At 71.8% G+C, this 12801-nt stretch carries 13 protein-coding genes and 1 tRNA gene; 5 read left to right on the top strand and 9 right to left on the bottom strand.

What is annotated here, in order from left to right; translation table 11 throughout:
- Nucleotides 1-27: 27 nt before the first annotated feature.
- From CEB94_RS08690 to CEB94_RS08675, 4 genes are read right to left on the bottom strand one after another with little or no spacing between them, the layout of a single operon-like run.
- The gene (locus CEB94_RS08690; RefSeq protein WP_175431611.1) at nucleotides 28-1059 is read right to left on the bottom strand and encodes an L-idonate 5-dehydrogenase; all 1032 of its coding nucleotides are present in this window, start codon (nucleotides 1057-1059) and stop codon (nucleotides 28-30) included.
- A 17-nt stretch (nucleotides 1060-1076) separates the two neighbouring features.
- Nucleotides 1077-1841, bottom strand: a complete 765-nt coding sequence (locus tag CEB94_RS08685) for an SDR family oxidoreductase (protein ID WP_175431610.1) — start codon at nucleotides 1839-1841, stop codon at nucleotides 1077-1079.
- A gap of 13 nt (nucleotides 1842-1854) precedes the next feature.
- Nucleotides 1855-3252, bottom strand: a complete 1398-nt coding sequence (locus CEB94_RS08680) for a GntP family permease (RefSeq protein ID WP_175431609.1) — start codon at nucleotides 3250-3252, stop codon at nucleotides 1855-1857.
- Nucleotides 3253-3312: 60 nt separating this feature from the next.
- Nucleotides 3313-3831 carry a gluconokinase gene (locus CEB94_RS08675; protein ID WP_175431608.1) on the bottom strand — a complete coding sequence of 173 codons (519 nt, stop codon included), beginning with the start codon at nucleotides 3829-3831 and terminating at the stop codon, nucleotides 3313-3315.
- Between the two features lie 138 nt (nucleotides 3832-3969).
- Between CEB94_RS08675 and CEB94_RS08670 the strand changes: the two genes are divergently transcribed.
- A complete protein-coding gene (locus CEB94_RS08670) occupies nucleotides 3970-4671 on the top strand; it encodes a FadR/GntR family transcriptional regulator (protein ID WP_175431607.1) in 702 nt (233 codons plus the stop codon).
- A gap of 6 nt (nucleotides 4672-4677) precedes the next feature.
- On the opposite strand, the gene CEB94_RS08665 is transcribed toward CEB94_RS08670, so the two are convergent.
- Nucleotides 4678-5052: a YchJ family protein gene (locus CEB94_RS08665; protein ID WP_175431606.1), complete on the bottom strand. Its 375-nt coding sequence runs from the start codon at nucleotides 5050-5052 to the stop codon at nucleotides 4678-4680.
- A 63-nt stretch (nucleotides 5053-5115) separates the two neighbouring features.
- Nucleotides 5116-5200 (bottom strand) — tRNA-Leu (locus CEB94_RS08660).
- 195 nt (nucleotides 5201-5395) lie between these two features.
- Here CEB94_RS08660 and CEB94_RS08655 point away from each other — a divergent pair.
- From CEB94_RS08655 to CEB94_RS08645, 3 genes are all read left to right on the top strand, one after another.
- Nucleotides 5396-6721, top strand: a complete 1326-nt coding sequence (locus CEB94_RS08655; protein ID WP_175431605.1) for a M20/M25/M40 family metallo-hydrolase — start codon at nucleotides 5396-5398, stop codon at nucleotides 6719-6721.
- Nucleotides 6722-6871: 150 nt separating this feature from the next.
- A complete protein-coding gene (chpH, locus tag CEB94_RS08650; protein ID WP_030608446.1) occupies nucleotides 6872-7105 on the top strand; it encodes a chaplin ChpH in 234 nt (77 codons plus the stop codon).
- Nucleotides 7106-7235: 130 nt separating this feature from the next.
- Entirely contained in the window at nucleotides 7236-8291 is a 1056-nt protein-coding gene (locus CEB94_RS08645; protein WP_175431604.1) for a chaplin family protein, read from the top strand.
- Nucleotides 8292-8369: 78 nt separating this feature from the next.
- Here the strand turns inward: CEB94_RS08645 and CEB94_RS08640 are convergent, their stop codons facing one another.
- The gene (locus CEB94_RS08640; protein WP_010045410.1) at nucleotides 8370-8558 is read right to left on the bottom strand and encodes a DUF5703 family protein; all 189 of its coding nucleotides are present in this window, start codon (nucleotides 8556-8558) and stop codon (nucleotides 8370-8372) included.
- A gap of 47 nt (nucleotides 8559-8605) precedes the next feature.
- Between CEB94_RS08640 and CEB94_RS08635 the strand changes: the two genes are divergently transcribed.
- The gene (locus CEB94_RS08635; RefSeq protein ID WP_175431603.1) at nucleotides 8606-9307 is read left to right on the top strand and encodes a hypothetical protein; all 702 of its coding nucleotides are present in this window, start codon (nucleotides 8606-8608) and stop codon (nucleotides 9305-9307) included.
- Nucleotides 9308-9370: 63 nt separating this feature from the next.
- Here CEB94_RS08635 and CEB94_RS08630 read toward each other — a convergent pair whose 3' ends face one another.
- Together CEB94_RS08630 and CEB94_RS08625 are read right to left on the bottom strand one after the other, a co-directional pair.
- On the bottom strand, nucleotides 9371-11815 hold the full coding sequence (locus CEB94_RS08630) for a helix-hairpin-helix domain-containing protein (protein WP_175431602.1): 2445 nt from the start codon (nucleotides 11813-11815) through the stop codon (nucleotides 9371-9373).
- Complete coding sequence (locus CEB94_RS08625; RefSeq protein WP_175431601.1) at nucleotides 11812-12798, bottom strand: aldo/keto reductase; 987 nt, start codon at nucleotides 12796-12798, stop codon at nucleotides 11812-11814. The genes CEB94_RS08630 and CEB94_RS08625 overlap by 4 nt, the downstream gene beginning before the upstream one ends.
- Between the last annotated feature and the right edge of the window lie 3 nt (nucleotides 12799-12801).

Genomic DNA, 12801 nt, shown 5'->3' with positions numbered 1-12801 from the left:
CAGGGGCGCGGGGAACCGCGAGACCCGTCACGGCGCGAGGGCGAAATCCAACAGCACCTTGCAGGACCGACTCCGATCAGCGGCCAGCGCAAACGCGGACTCGGCCTCCCCCACGGGAACCACCGCACTGATCAGCCCGTCGAACGCCGGCTCCCCGGCCAGCAACGCCAACGCGTCATCGAACTCACGGTCGAAGCGGAACGCCCCCCGCAGCTCGATCTCCCGGCTCACCACCAGATTCCCCGCGAACGGACTGTGCCCCGCGGGCAACATCCCCAGCTGCACGACGACCCCACCCCGCCGCACCAGCCGCAGACAGGTGTCGAGCCCCGCCGCCACCCCGGACGCCTCGACGGCCACATCAACCTCGTCCGGCCGGCCCCGGTCGTCGGGATCATCGGCCCGCACGACCGTCCCGGCCCCGGCGATCCGCCCGTACGCGAGCGCCTCGGGCAGCAGATCCGTGACGGTGACGTGCCCGGCCCCGGCCGCCTTCGCCGCCGCGACCACCAGACACCCGATGGGCCCGGCACCCGTCACCAGCACATGCCGCCCCGCCACCTCCCCGGCCCGCCGCACCGCGTGCAGGGCGACCGACAAGGGCTCGGCCAGCGCGGCCCGCCGCAGCTCCAGCCCGTCCGGCAGCGCCCGCACCTGCCCACACGGCACGACCACCTGAGCCGCGAAACCCCCCTGAACATGGGGAAACCGGGCCGCACTCCCGAGATAGCGCGTATCCCGGCAGACGTTTCGCCGCCCGGCCGCGCACTCCGGGCAGACCCCGCACGGGGTGGCCGGATGCACGGCGACGGCGCTACCCGGTGCCGGTCCCGACGCGCCGGCACCGTACTCCACGACGGTCCCCACGACCTCGTGCCCGAGTACCATCGGCTCCCGCAGCCGGAAGTCACCGACCCCGCCGTGCCGCCAGTAGTGCAGATCGGACCCGCACACCCCGCCGTACCGGACGGCGACCAGCGCCTGCCCCGGCCCGGGCTCCGGCGCCGGCAACTCCGCCACCCGCAGATCGCGCTGACCGTGGATCACACAACCCAGCATCACAGCCTCCCGGCAGGTCACAGCACGCTCGTCATACCGCCGTCGACATACAGAACCTGCCCGCTGACGAAGTCCGCCGCGGGGGAGGCGAGGAACAGCACCCCGCCCACCAGGTCCCGCGTCCGTCCCCAGCGCCCGGCCGGGGTGCGCCGCCGCACCCAGGCGCTGAACTCCTCGTCCTCAACCAGCGGCCGGGTCAGCCCGGTCTCGATGTAGCCCGGGCCGAGCCCGTTGACCTGCACCCCGTGCGGGCCCCAGTCCGCGCACATGCCCTTGGTGAGCATCTTCAGCGCGCCCTTGGTGGCGGCGTACGGCGCGATCCCGGGCCGCACCACCTCGCTCTGCAGCGAGCAGATGTTGATGATCTTCCCGTGGCCGCGTTCCGTCATCCGGCGCGCCGCCTCACGGCCGACCAGGAAGGCACTGGTCAGGTTGGTGTCCAGGATCCGGTGCCAGTCGGACTCGCCGAACTCCAGCAGCGGGGCACGCAGTTGCATGCCCGCGTTGTTGACGAGGATGTCGAGCGGGCCCACCCGCTCCTCGACCTCGGCGACCCCCGAGGCCACCGAGGATCCGTCGGTCACATCGAACGCGACCGTGTGCACCCGGTCACCGGGCAGCCCGGCGGCGGCCTCGGCGAGCCGGTCCTTGTCGCGGCCGTTCAGGACGACCGTGCAGCCGGCCTCCGCCAGACCGCGCGCGAGGGCGAGTCCGATGCCCCGGCTGGAGCCGGTGACCAGCGCCGTACGACCGCCGATGTCGAAGAGAGGGTGAGCCGTCATCGCCGTGGCACTCCTAGATCACGAGGGACAACAGCAGGACGAGAGCGCCGGCGACGACCGAGATGATCGTCTCCATGACGGACCAGGTCTTGATGTTCTGGCCGACGCTGAGGCCGAAGTACTCCTTCACCATCCAGAACCCGGCGTCGTTGACATGGCTGAAGAAGAGCGAGCCGGCGCCTATGGCCAGGACGAGCAGGGCGGCGTGCGTGGTCGACATGTCGGCCGCGAGCGGGGCGACCAGACCGGCGGCCGAGACCGTGGCCACCGTCGCCGAACCGGTCGCGAGGCGGATCACCACCGCGATCAGCCAGGCCAGCAGCAGCGCGGGGATGGACCAGTCCTCGGAGATGTCGAGGACCATCCGGCCCACCCCGGTGTCGATCAGCGTCTGCTTGAAGCCGCCACCCGCGCCGACGATCAGCAGGATGCCCGCGATCGGCATGAGGCTCTTCTCGACGAGCGGCGAGATCCGCTCCTTGGAGAACCCCGCGGGCCGCAGCAGTGTGAAGATGCCGACCAGCACCGAGGCGAGCAGGGCGATCATCGGGGCGCCGATGACGTCGAAGACCCGCTGCACCGGGTTCTCGGGGTCGTCCACGACGATGTCGACCAGCGCCTTGGCCAGCATGAGGAGCACCGGCAGCAGCACGGTGAAGAGCGTGGCACCGAAGCCGGGACGCTTGTCGAGCTCCTCGGAGGCGCGCTGCGGGATCATCTTCTCGGGGGCCGGGACGTCGACCCAGCGGGCCGCGTACTTCGAGAACACCGGCCCGGCGATGATCACCGTGGGGATGGCGACGAGGACGCCGAGCCCCAGCGTCACGCCGAGGTCGGCTCCGACGGCGTCGATCGCGACCAGCGGACCGGGGTGCGGCGGCACCAGGCCGTGCATCACGGACAGGCCCGCGAGCGCCGGGATGCCGATGCGCATCAGCGAGTAGTTGCCGCGCTTGGCGACCATCAGCACCACGGGGATCAGCAGCACGATGCCGACCTCGAAGAACAGCGGCAGCCCGATCACGGACGCGATCAGCACCATCGCCCACGGCATCGACCGCCCGCCGGCCTTCTCGAGGATGGTGTCGACGATCTGGTCGGCGCCGCCGGAGTCGGCGAGCATCTTGCCGAGGATCGCCCCGAGGGCGATCAGCACACCGACGCCGGCGACCGTGGAGCCGAGGCCGGTGCTGAAGCTGAGAAGCACCTTGTCCAGCGGCGCCCCGGCGATCGCGCCGAGCGCCAGCGACCCGATCGTCAGCGACAGGAAGGCGTGCAGCTTGAACTTGGTGATGAGCAGGACGATGACGGCGATGCCCGCCAGGACGGCGATGCCCAGCTGAGCGTGGCCGGCCGAGGTGATCGGCTCGGGTGCGTCCGCTGCCAGCATCTCGACGCTGAGTCTGGTCACGGTGGGTTCCCTTGCGTTGGGGAGAAGGGGAGGGGGAGGGGAAGGGGAAACCGCCAGGGGCTACTGGGCGGGCTCGGGGAGGTCCCGCAGGGCGTGCGCCGCCCGTTCGGTGATCTCCTCCGGGCCGCCCGTGACGTCCACCGTGACCCCCGCCTCGTCCGCCGCGAGGGGCTGGAGCGTGGCGAACTGGGAGTCGAGCAGCGCCGTGGGCATGAAGTGCCCCTGCCGGTGCGACATCCGGTCCTCGATCAGCGCGCGGTCACCCGAGAGGTGCACGAAGACCACGCCGGGCGCGGCGGCCCGCAGCCGGTCGCGGTACGACCGCTTCAGTGCCGAGCAGCTGACCACCCCGCCGAGCCCGGCCCGCCCGTGCGCCCACTTGCCGATGGCGTCGAGCCAGGGCAGACGGTCGTCGTCGGTGAGCGGGGTACCGGCCGACATCTTGGCGATGTTGGCCGGCGGGTGGAAGTCGTCGCCCTCGGCGTACGGAACGCCGAGCCGGGCCGCGAGCAGGGGACCGATGGTGGTCTTGCCGGTGCCCGCTACGCCCATGACCACGACGACATGGGGGGTGTTCATCGCTGCCTCACTGTCTGCTGTCCGAGGTCGACACGTGATGTCGACGCAACTGAAACCCATTAGGTACGACGAATTCAAGAGGTCGTGCTCAATAAGTCTGACTTTTCGTCTCCGTGATCTACCCCGTACGCTGAGTGCATGAGCACACCGGGCCGGGGGCTGCACGGCCATGTACTGGACACCCTCGGCCCCGAGATCACGGCGGGTGAGTACCCCCCGGGCAGCGTCCTGCGCACCGACGAACTCGCCCAGCGTTTCGACGTGTCGCGCTCCGTGATGCGCGAGGCGGTCCGCGTCCTGGAGTCCATGTACCTGGTCGAGTCCCGCCGCCGCGTCGGCGTGACGGTCCGCCCGAAGTCCGAGTGGAACGTCTACGACCCGCAGGTCATCCGCTGGCGGCTGGCCGGCGCCGACCGCCCTGGACAGCTGCGTTCCCTCACGGTGCTGCGCTCGGCGATCGAACCCGTCGCGGCCGGCCTCGCCGCCCGGCACGCCACGTCCGAGCAGTGCGCCGCACTCACCGAGTGCGCCCTCGGCATGGTCGCCCACTCACGCGGTCACAAACTGGAGGGGTACCTCCTCCACGACGTCGCCTTCCACCGCGTCATCCTGGACGCCTCCGGCAACGAGATGTTCGCCCGCCTCGGCGACGTCGTCGCCGAGGTCCTGACGGGCCGCACCCAGCACGACGTGATGTTCGAGGACCCCGACCCGGCCGCCGTCACCCTGCACGTCCAGGTCGCCGAAGCGGTCCGGGCGGGCGACGCCGCCCGCGCGGAGGAGCTGACCCGCGAGATCACGGTCGGCGCCCTCCAGGAACTCGACATCCTGGCGCCGTAGCCCCCGCTACGCCAAGAACTCCCCGGCGATGTAGACCCAGGCCCCGTCGACCCGCTCGAAACCGCTCCGCTCGTGCAGCGAACCGCCCCGGTACGACGCCCGGAACTCCACGGTCCCGGTGGAGTGGAACGCGGACCCGTCGCCCGTCCCCAGGATCTCCAGCCCGGTCCACCGCGTCCCCGGATCCAGCTCCAGCGTCCCGGGCCGCGTCCGCGGATGCCACGTCCGCAGCAGATACCCGGCGTCCCCCTTCACGAAGGCGCAGTACCGCGACCGCATCAGCGCCTCGGCGGTCGGCGCGGCAGCGGCGGCGGAGTGGAACCGGCCGCAGCATGCCTCGTAGGCCTGGGGGAGCCCGCAGGGGCAGGAACGCCTGGTCATGGTCACCTCTCCGCGGCAACGACCGAGGGCCGCGACCTCGCGGTCACGGCCCTCAGTTTCATGTGTCCGAGGGGGGACTTGAACCCCCACGCCCGATAAAGGGCACTAGCACCTCAAGCTAGCGCGTCTGCCATTCCGCCACCCGGACAAGGTGTCTGTCGCGCGGGTTCTCCCCGCGGCGACGACGTAAACATTACCAGGCTTTCAGGGGTGGCCGATCACCCCCGTCCGCACCCCGAGAGGGCGTGAACGGCGTGTGACGGGCCGGCAGGGCCCTTGGGGAGCGGGCCGTGGAGAGAGAGGATGAGGGGGACCCACCAGCAGTGACACCGGGAGGAAGCACGTGAGCGAGACGGACACGGCCAGGAGCGTCACCGGCGAGGACGAGGTCGTGGACCTCTGCCGCGAGCTGATCCAGATCGACACCAGCAACTACGGCGACCACTCGGGTCCGGGCGAGCGCAAGGCGGCTGAGTACGTCGCCGAGAAGCTCGCCGAGGTCGGGCTCGACCCCCAGATCTTCGAGTCCCACCCGGGCCGCGCCTCCACGGTGGCCCGGATCGAGGGCGAGGACCCCTCCCGGCCCGCGCTCCTCATCCACGGCCACACCGACGTCGTCCCGGCCAACGCGGACGACTGGACCCACCACCCCTTCTCCGGCGAGGTCGCCGACGGCTGCGTGTGGGGCCGCGGGGCCGTCGACATGAAGGACATGGACGCGATGACCCTCGCGGTCGTCCGCGACCGGCTGCGCAGCGGGCGCAAGCCCCCGCGCGACATCGTGCTCGCGTTCCTCGCCGACGAGGAGGCCGGCGGCACGTACGGCGCCAAGCACCTCGTCCGCAACCACCCCGACCTGTTCGAGGGCGTCACCGAGGCGATCAGCGAGGTGGGCGGATTCTCGTTCACCGTGAGCGAGCAGCGGCGGCTCTACCTGATCCAGACGGCCGAGAAGGGCATGCACTGGATGAAGCTCACCGTGGCCGGCACGGCCGGGCACGGGTCGATGATCCACCGGGACAACGCGATCACCGAGCTGTCGGAGGCCGTCGCCCGGCTGGGCCGGCACAAGTTCCCGGTCCGGGTCACCAAGACCACCCGCGCCTTCCTCGACGAGCTCGGTGACGCGTTCGGCACCGAGCTCGACCCGGAGGACATGGAGTCGACCCTCGCGAAGCTCGGCGGCATCGCCAAGCTCATCGGCGCGACCCTGAGCAACACGGCCAACCCCACGCAGCTCGGAGCCGGTTACAAGGTCAACGTCATCCCGGGCGAGGCGACCGCGCACGTCGACGGACGGTTCCTGCCCGGACACGAGGAGGAGTTCCTCGCCGACCTCGACCGGATCCTCGGCCCGAAGGTGCGGCGCGAGGACGTCCACGCCGACAAGGCCGTGGAGACCACCTTCGACGGGGCGCTCGTGGCGGCGATGCAGTCCGCGCTGCTGGCCGAGGACCCGACCGCCAAGGCGGTCCCCTACATGCTCTCCGGCGGTACGGACGCGAAGTCCTTCGACGACCTGGGCATCCGCGGGTTCGGCTTCGTGCCGCTGAAGCTGCCGCCGGAGCTGGACTTCGCCGGCATGTTCCACGGCGTGGACGAGCGGGTGCCGGTGGAGGGACTGCAGTTCGGCGTGCGGGTGCTCGACCGCTTCATCGACGCGTCCTGAAACCACCCCTGCGAAACGGTGATATTCGGTCGCGCGTACGGAATCGACTGGGAAGAGTGAATGCGACCATAAGCTCGTAGCCTCATTACTCCAGCCTCGTTACAGGTAATGCGATCGCAAGATGGGTCGCTTTGCCAACTAGGAGGAATAATGATCAAGAAGGTCGTCGCTGCTGCGGCTGCCACCGGTGGGCTGGTTCTCGCGGGCGCGGGCCTGGCCGTCGCCGACTCGGGTGCTCAGGGTGCCGCCGTGCACTCCCCGGGCGTCCTGTCCGGCAACGTTGTTCAGGTGCCCGTTCACGTCCCGGTGAACGTCTGCGGCAACACGGTCTCCGTGATCGGGCTGCTGAACCCCGCCTTCGGCAACACCTGCATCAACAAGTGATGCGTCCCCCTCACTGAGGGGAGTCCAAAGCCATCGGTCCCGGAGCGCGAGCCATGCGCTCCGGGACCGAACGCTTCTTTCGCGGAATTCGAGAAGAATTCGAGACAGGGTCGAAGGCAGGTATTCAGCAATGCGACAGGCTACCCGCAAGGGTCTGATGACCGTGGCGGCCGCGACCGGCGTGATCGCCGCCGCGGGCGGCTCCGCTCACGCCGACTCGGGCGCCCAGGGTTCGGCGTCGGGCTCGCCCGGCGTGCTCTCCGGAAACTCGGTGCAGGCGCCGGTGCACGCGCCGGTCAACGTGTGCGGGAACACGGTCAACGTCGTCGGTGTGCTCAACCCTTCGGTGGGCAACTCGTGCGCCAACCAGGGCGGTGGATCGTCGTCGGGGGGATACGGCGAACACGGCGGCAAGGGCGGCTCGCACGTGGACGGACACGCCACCGACTCACCCGGCGTCGGCTCCGGCAACCACGTCCAGGCGCCGGTCCACGTGCCGGTGAACGTCTGCGGCAACAGCGTCGACGTCATCGGTGTGCTCAACCCGTCGCTGGGCAATTCGTGTGCCAACGGGGGCGGCGGACCGTCGTCGGGGGGACACGGCGGTCACGGCGGCTCGCACGCGGACGGACACGCCACCGACTCACCCGGCGTCGGCTCCGGCAACCACGTCCAGGCGCCGGTCCACGTGCCGGTGAACGTCTGCGGCAACAGCGTCGACGTCATCGGCATCGGCAACCCCAGCACGGGCAACGACTGCTCGAACGGTGGCGGCGGCCACCACGGCACCCCGCCCGGCGGCGGCCACGAGAACCCGGGCCAGCCGGGCGACCCCGGCCATCCGGGGAACCCCGGTGACCCGGGCGACCCGGGGAACCCCGGACATCCGGGTGACCCTGGTCACCCCGGCAACCCGGGTGACCCCGGCACTCCTGGTCACCCCGGCAACCCCGGTGAGCCCGGCCACCCCGGCACCCCGGGCACCCCGCCCTCCACCGATGGCGAGACCTCGGGCGGCTCCTCGCACGGCAACAAGCCGGGCGGCCAGTTCGTCACCCAGCCCGAGGGCGACGCCCAGCTCGCCAGCACCGGCAGCGACCTGCCCCTCGGCCTCGCCCTTCCGGCCGGCGCGGGCGCGCTGCTCGCGGGCGCGATCCTCTACCGCAAGGCGCGCGCCTCGGCCTGATCCCCCCGCAAAACGGAGCGGGCCCCGCCGATGCGGGGCCCGCTGCGTCATGTGCCTTCTTCCCGTGCCCGTCTCCGCTCACCACGTGGCCCGCACCTGGCGGATGATCCGCCGACGCAACCGCACCTTGCGGCTGCCGTCGCGCAGCAGGCTCAGACGGTGCAACTCCCAGTGTCCGTACTCCGCGTGGTCCGTCAGCAGACGTGCCGTTTCCTTGCGGGAGACCCCGCGCGGAACGTACACGTCGACAAATTCGTATTCCGGCATCGCATCTATTGTGCGGGCTGGGGCCTGGTACGGATAGCGTCTGCACTATGTCTGATGCTGCGCAGTCCACCGCTGCCGAGGTACGCGCCGCCGCCGAGGCGGTCAAGACCGCGCTCGACCGCCACCTGGCCGCGGTCGAACGCAGGTCGGGAGAGGACGACCCGGCTGTCTACGAGGCTTTCAACCAGCTGGCCGCGGCCGCAGAGGTGTACGACGAACTGCTCTATGACCGCTACGACGAGGTCACGCCCTTCGAGATCCCCGGTGCGGAGGACGCGCTGCCCCCGTACACGGGTCCCGAGGAACCGAACGCGCTGAGCGTACTGATCCGCCGCGACTACGCCGTCGCCGAACCGCAGCGGCTGCTGGCTCAGGCACAGCGGATCGAGGCGGCGGAGGGTGAGGACGGCGCTCAGGCCTCCGGGACGGTGCACGGCGCGCTCGGGCTGCTGTTCGGCGAGTTCGAGCCCGACGAGATCGCCTCCCGGCACAAGGAGTTCGGGCTGGAGGAGGGCGACTCCACACTCTGGGTGACGGCGGCGGACGACCCGGCCGAGCCCGGCGAGTGGCTGGAGGCACCGTTCGAGCAGGTCGACCCGCAGCAGGTGGTCTGCCGCTTCGACGTCAGTGCCGTCTTCGACGAGGAGATCGACGACGTCGACGTCGACGATGACGGAGACGGGGACGAGCTCGAGGGCGACCTGGACGAGGACGAGGACCTGGAACCGCTGGACGCGGACCGCCGCTGAGCGCGCACGCCGGCGACCACGGGGGTGGTGGTCATGGGCCCCGGCCCATGACCACCACTCCTCTCACGTGCCGCTGATCTGCGGCGCGAGCAGCACCGGAAGCCGGGTCGTCCGCGGCTTCGCGGGAATCTCGGCCACGGCCCGGGGAAGCGCCTGCTCCACGCCGTGCACCACGGACAGATGCCGGTCGGCCCGCCCGAACGCCGTGTACACCCACGGCCGGCTGAGAGCCTGGGACGCATCTCCCGGCAGCACCACGACCACCGCGGGCCACCGGCTCCCCACGGCCTGGTGCGCGGTCAGCGCCCACCCGTGCCGCACGGACTGCTCCACCCGCTCCTTCGGTACGACGACGTTCTCGCCCTCGCACGACAGGTGCAGCCCCTCGCCGTCCGCCGTCACCACACGACCCTGCAGCGCACGCCCCGGCACGGGGGAGTAGACGATCCGGTCCCCGGGGTCGAAGCCGCCGAAGCGGCCCGGGCCCGGGTTGAGCCGTTCCTTCAGCGCCGCGTTGAGCGCACGCGTCCCGACGGCCCCGCCGTGCCCGGGGGTGATCACCTGGGTCTCCTCGGCCGGTACGCCGATCGCCCGCGGCACCGAGTCCACGACGAGCTGCACCGTCCGGTGCACGGCCTCGCCCGCGTCCCGCACGGGCACGATCACGACCTCCTTGCCGGGGGCCTCGACCTGGTTCAGCTCGCCGATGCCGATTCCGGAGACCAGCTCGCCCAACGGCCCCTGATCCGGCCGCCGCGAGGCCACTTGGGGGCAGATCCGCGCCGCGAGCAGGTCCGCGAACACCCGCCCCGGCCCCACGGACCACAGCACCGCCGGATCCCCGGCCAGCACCAGCCGTGCCCCGTCCGGCAGCGACTCCGTCAGCAGAGCCGCCGCCTCGACATCCAGCTGGGGCGCGTCGAGCACGACGAGCAGATCGAGATCGAGGGCCCCGTCCGCGTCCCGGCCGGGCCCTTCGAGGCCGGCGAGCAATCCGGAGACGGTGGCGACGGGGGAGTCGGCGGGAGCCTCCTCAGCTCGCGCGGAGACGTCCGCCGCCTGGCCGGACCGTCGCAGCAGCGCCGCGAAACGGTTGCGGCCGATCGGGCCGTGTGTGGCCGCCCAGGCCCGCAGCCCGAAGGACCGCGCGGCGTTCAGCAGGGCCGCGGGCTCGGCCAGGGACGCCTCGCCGCCGGTGTGCAGCACCAGGCCCTGCCCGGCGACCGCGCGGATCAGCTCCGCCGTCGACCTCTGGGCCGCGGCGGCGGCCCGCTCCCAGTCCTCGGCCGAACCGTCCTGCTTGGGCACCGAGTTGACCAGCCTGGCCAGGCCGTCGGCCAGGCTCTCCTCCGCCAGCGCGTACCGCTCCAGCCCGACCAGGACACGGACCGGCCGCTCCTCGTCCTCCTCCGCGCCTTCCTCGTCGCTCCGGGCCGGGGCACCGGCCTTCACCTCCAGGGCGTCCTGGAAGACCAGTGCCTCACCCTCCGCGATCGCGTCCTGCACGGCGCCGGCGGGTTCCGGCACGCCCCGCTGGGCCAGGGCCGCGAGGAGCGCCGGCATCTCCAGGGCGGTGTGCCCGGCCAGCGCCGCCTGCTCCAGGAGCCAGCCGGTGAGGGCCCGGCCCCGCCGCTCGTCGTCCGGGCCGCACTCGGCGCCGAGCAGGGCCCGGGCGAAACCGTCGGCCTGCTCGGGTCGCACGCCTGCGATCCGCAGCAACTGCCAGGGGTCGGTGCGCAGCTGTTCGTCCGCACCCTCGCCCAGTGCGGCGGCGATCTGCGGCGCGAGCGCTTCCGGCGCGCCGCCCTCGGCGAGCACCTGCCGCACGGCTCGGACCGCCTCCGGCGCGGGTGCCGCCGAGGTCGCGACAGGCTCGGGTGCCACGGGCTGCGGCCGCCGTTCCGGCTCGGGGGCGGAGCGCCGGGGGGCGGGCCGGGGCTCTTCGAACACCGCGGCCACCGGCTTCTCGCCGCTCTCGACGGCCCGTACGGCCGCGAGCAGATCGGCGGCTTTGCCGCTCAGCTTGGTACCGCTCGCGATGGGTGCCTTCTTCTCGGCCTTGCGCTGCTCGATGCGCTCCCGCTCGGCCTGCTGAGCCCGCAGCTCGGCCTCGGCCTCGGACACCTGCCCGGCTCCGGTTTCAGTGCTCTGGGCGTCGGATGCCTGCGCGTCGCCGGTTTCAGTGCTCTCGGCGTCCGATGCCTGCTCGGCTCCGGTTTCAGTGCTCTGGGCGTCGGATGCCTGCCCGGCTCCGGCTTCAGTGCTCTCGGCCTTGGACGCGTGTTCGGTGCCGGCTTCAGTGCTCTCGGCGTCCGATGCCTGCGCGTCGCCGGCTTCAGCGCTCTCGGCGTCCGATGCCTGCCCGGCGCCGGCGTCACCGCCCTCGGTGTCGGGCGCCTGCTCGGTGTCGGCCGCACCACTCCCCGCCCTGTCGGCCGGCCCCGGTGTGCTGTCGGCGCCCGGCGTCCCCGGCTCGGCGTCCTCCGTGGTCTCGGGCTCCGTGCTCACAGCGTGCTCCAGTCGTGATCGGGATAGCGGTGCACGGGCGCCGACACATCGTCGAGCGCCCGGCAGATCTCGTCAGGAAGACTAAGGGTCTCCACTGACAATGCCGCCGTGAGCTGCTGCGCGTTGCGCGCGCCGACGATCGGGGCGGTCACGCCGGGCCGGTCGCGGACCCACGCCAGGGCCACCTGGAGCGGCGTCACCGCCAGCCCGTCGGCCGCGGTCGCCACGGCGTCCACGATGCGGCTCGCCGTGTCGTCGAGGTACGGCGCGACGAACGGCGCGAGGTGCTCCGACGCACCGCGCGAGTCCGGCGGCATCGCGTCGCCCCGGTACTTGCCCGTCAGCACCCCGCGCCCGAGCGGCGAGGACGGCAGCAGGCCTATGCCCAGATCGAGCGCGGCCGGCAGCACCTCGCGCTCGACGCCACGCTGGAGCAGGGAGTACTCCAGCTGCGCACCGGCCAGCCGGGTCCGGGTTCCGGGGGCCGCCAACTGCCAGGTCGCGGCCCTGGCCAGCTGCCAGCCGCAGAAGTTGGAGACGGCGGCATAGCGGGCACGCCCGCTGGAGACTGCCAGGTCGAGAGCCTGGAGCGTCTCCTCCAGCGGGGTGTCCGGGTCGAACGCGTGCACATGCCACAGGTCGACGTACTCGGTGCCGAGCCGGGAGAGCGAACCGTCCAGCGCGGAGAGCAGATGGCCGCGGGAGCAGTCGAAGCGGCGGTCGGGGTCCGGCACGCTGCCGGCCTTGGTCGAGATGATCAGATCACGACGGGGCACCAGCCCGTCCATGAGCCTGCCGAGCAGGTACTCGGCCTCACCGTCGCCGTACACGTCCGCGGTGTCGACGAGGGTCCCGCCCGCTTCCCAGAACGACTTCATCAGGTCCGCGGCGTCGTGCTCGTCGGTGTCCCGCCCCCAGGTCAGGGTGCCGAGCCCGATCCGGGACACACGAAGGCCGGTGTGGCCGAGATGCCTCTGCTCCATGAA

This window comes from Streptomyces hawaiiensis, from assembly GCF_004803895.1.
GTDB classification, from domain to species: domain Bacteria; phylum Actinomycetota; class Actinomycetes; order Streptomycetales; family Streptomycetaceae; genus Streptomyces; species Streptomyces hawaiiensis.
The sequence above is the reverse complement of the archived record's forward strand: the minus strand, read 5'-3'. Positions and strand labels throughout refer to the sequence as shown.

Excerpts from the sequence above, each read along its gene's own strand:
- CEB94_RS08690 (WP_175431611.1), bottom strand. The coding sequence starts at position 1,059 with ATGCTGGGTTGTGTGATCCACGGTCAGCGCGATCTGCGGGTGGCGGAG.
- CEB94_RS08685 (WP_175431610.1), bottom strand. The coding sequence starts at position 1,841 with ATGACGGCTCACCCTCTCTTCGACATCGGCGGTCGTACGGCGCTGGTC.
- CEB94_RS08675 (WP_175431608.1), bottom strand. The coding sequence starts at position 3,831 with ATGAACACCCCCCATGTCGTCGTGGTCATGGGCGTAGCGGGCACCGGC.
- CEB94_RS08670 (WP_175431607.1), top strand. The coding sequence starts at position 3,970 with ATGAGCACACCGGGCCGGGGGCTGCACGGCCATGTACTGGACACCCTC.
- CEB94_RS08665 (WP_175431606.1), bottom strand. The coding sequence starts at position 5,052 with ATGACCAGGCGTTCCTGCCCCTGCGGGCTCCCCCAGGCCTACGAGGCA.
- chpH (WP_030608446.1), top strand. The coding sequence starts at position 6,872 with ATGATCAAGAAGGTCGTCGCTGCTGCGGCTGCCACCGGTGGGCTGGTT.
- CEB94_RS08645 (WP_175431604.1), top strand. The coding sequence starts at position 7,236 with ATGCGACAGGCTACCCGCAAGGGTCTGATGACCGTGGCGGCCGCGACC.
- CEB94_RS08640 (WP_010045410.1), bottom strand. The coding sequence starts at position 8,558 with ATGCCGGAATACGAATTTGTCGACGTGTACGTTCCGCGCGGGGTCTCC.
- CEB94_RS08635 (WP_175431603.1), top strand. The coding sequence starts at position 8,606 with ATGTCTGATGCTGCGCAGTCCACCGCTGCCGAGGTACGCGCCGCCGCC.
- CEB94_RS08625 (WP_175431601.1), bottom strand. The coding sequence starts at position 12,798 with ATGGAGCAGAGGCATCTCGGCCACACCGGCCTTCGTGTGTCCCGGATC.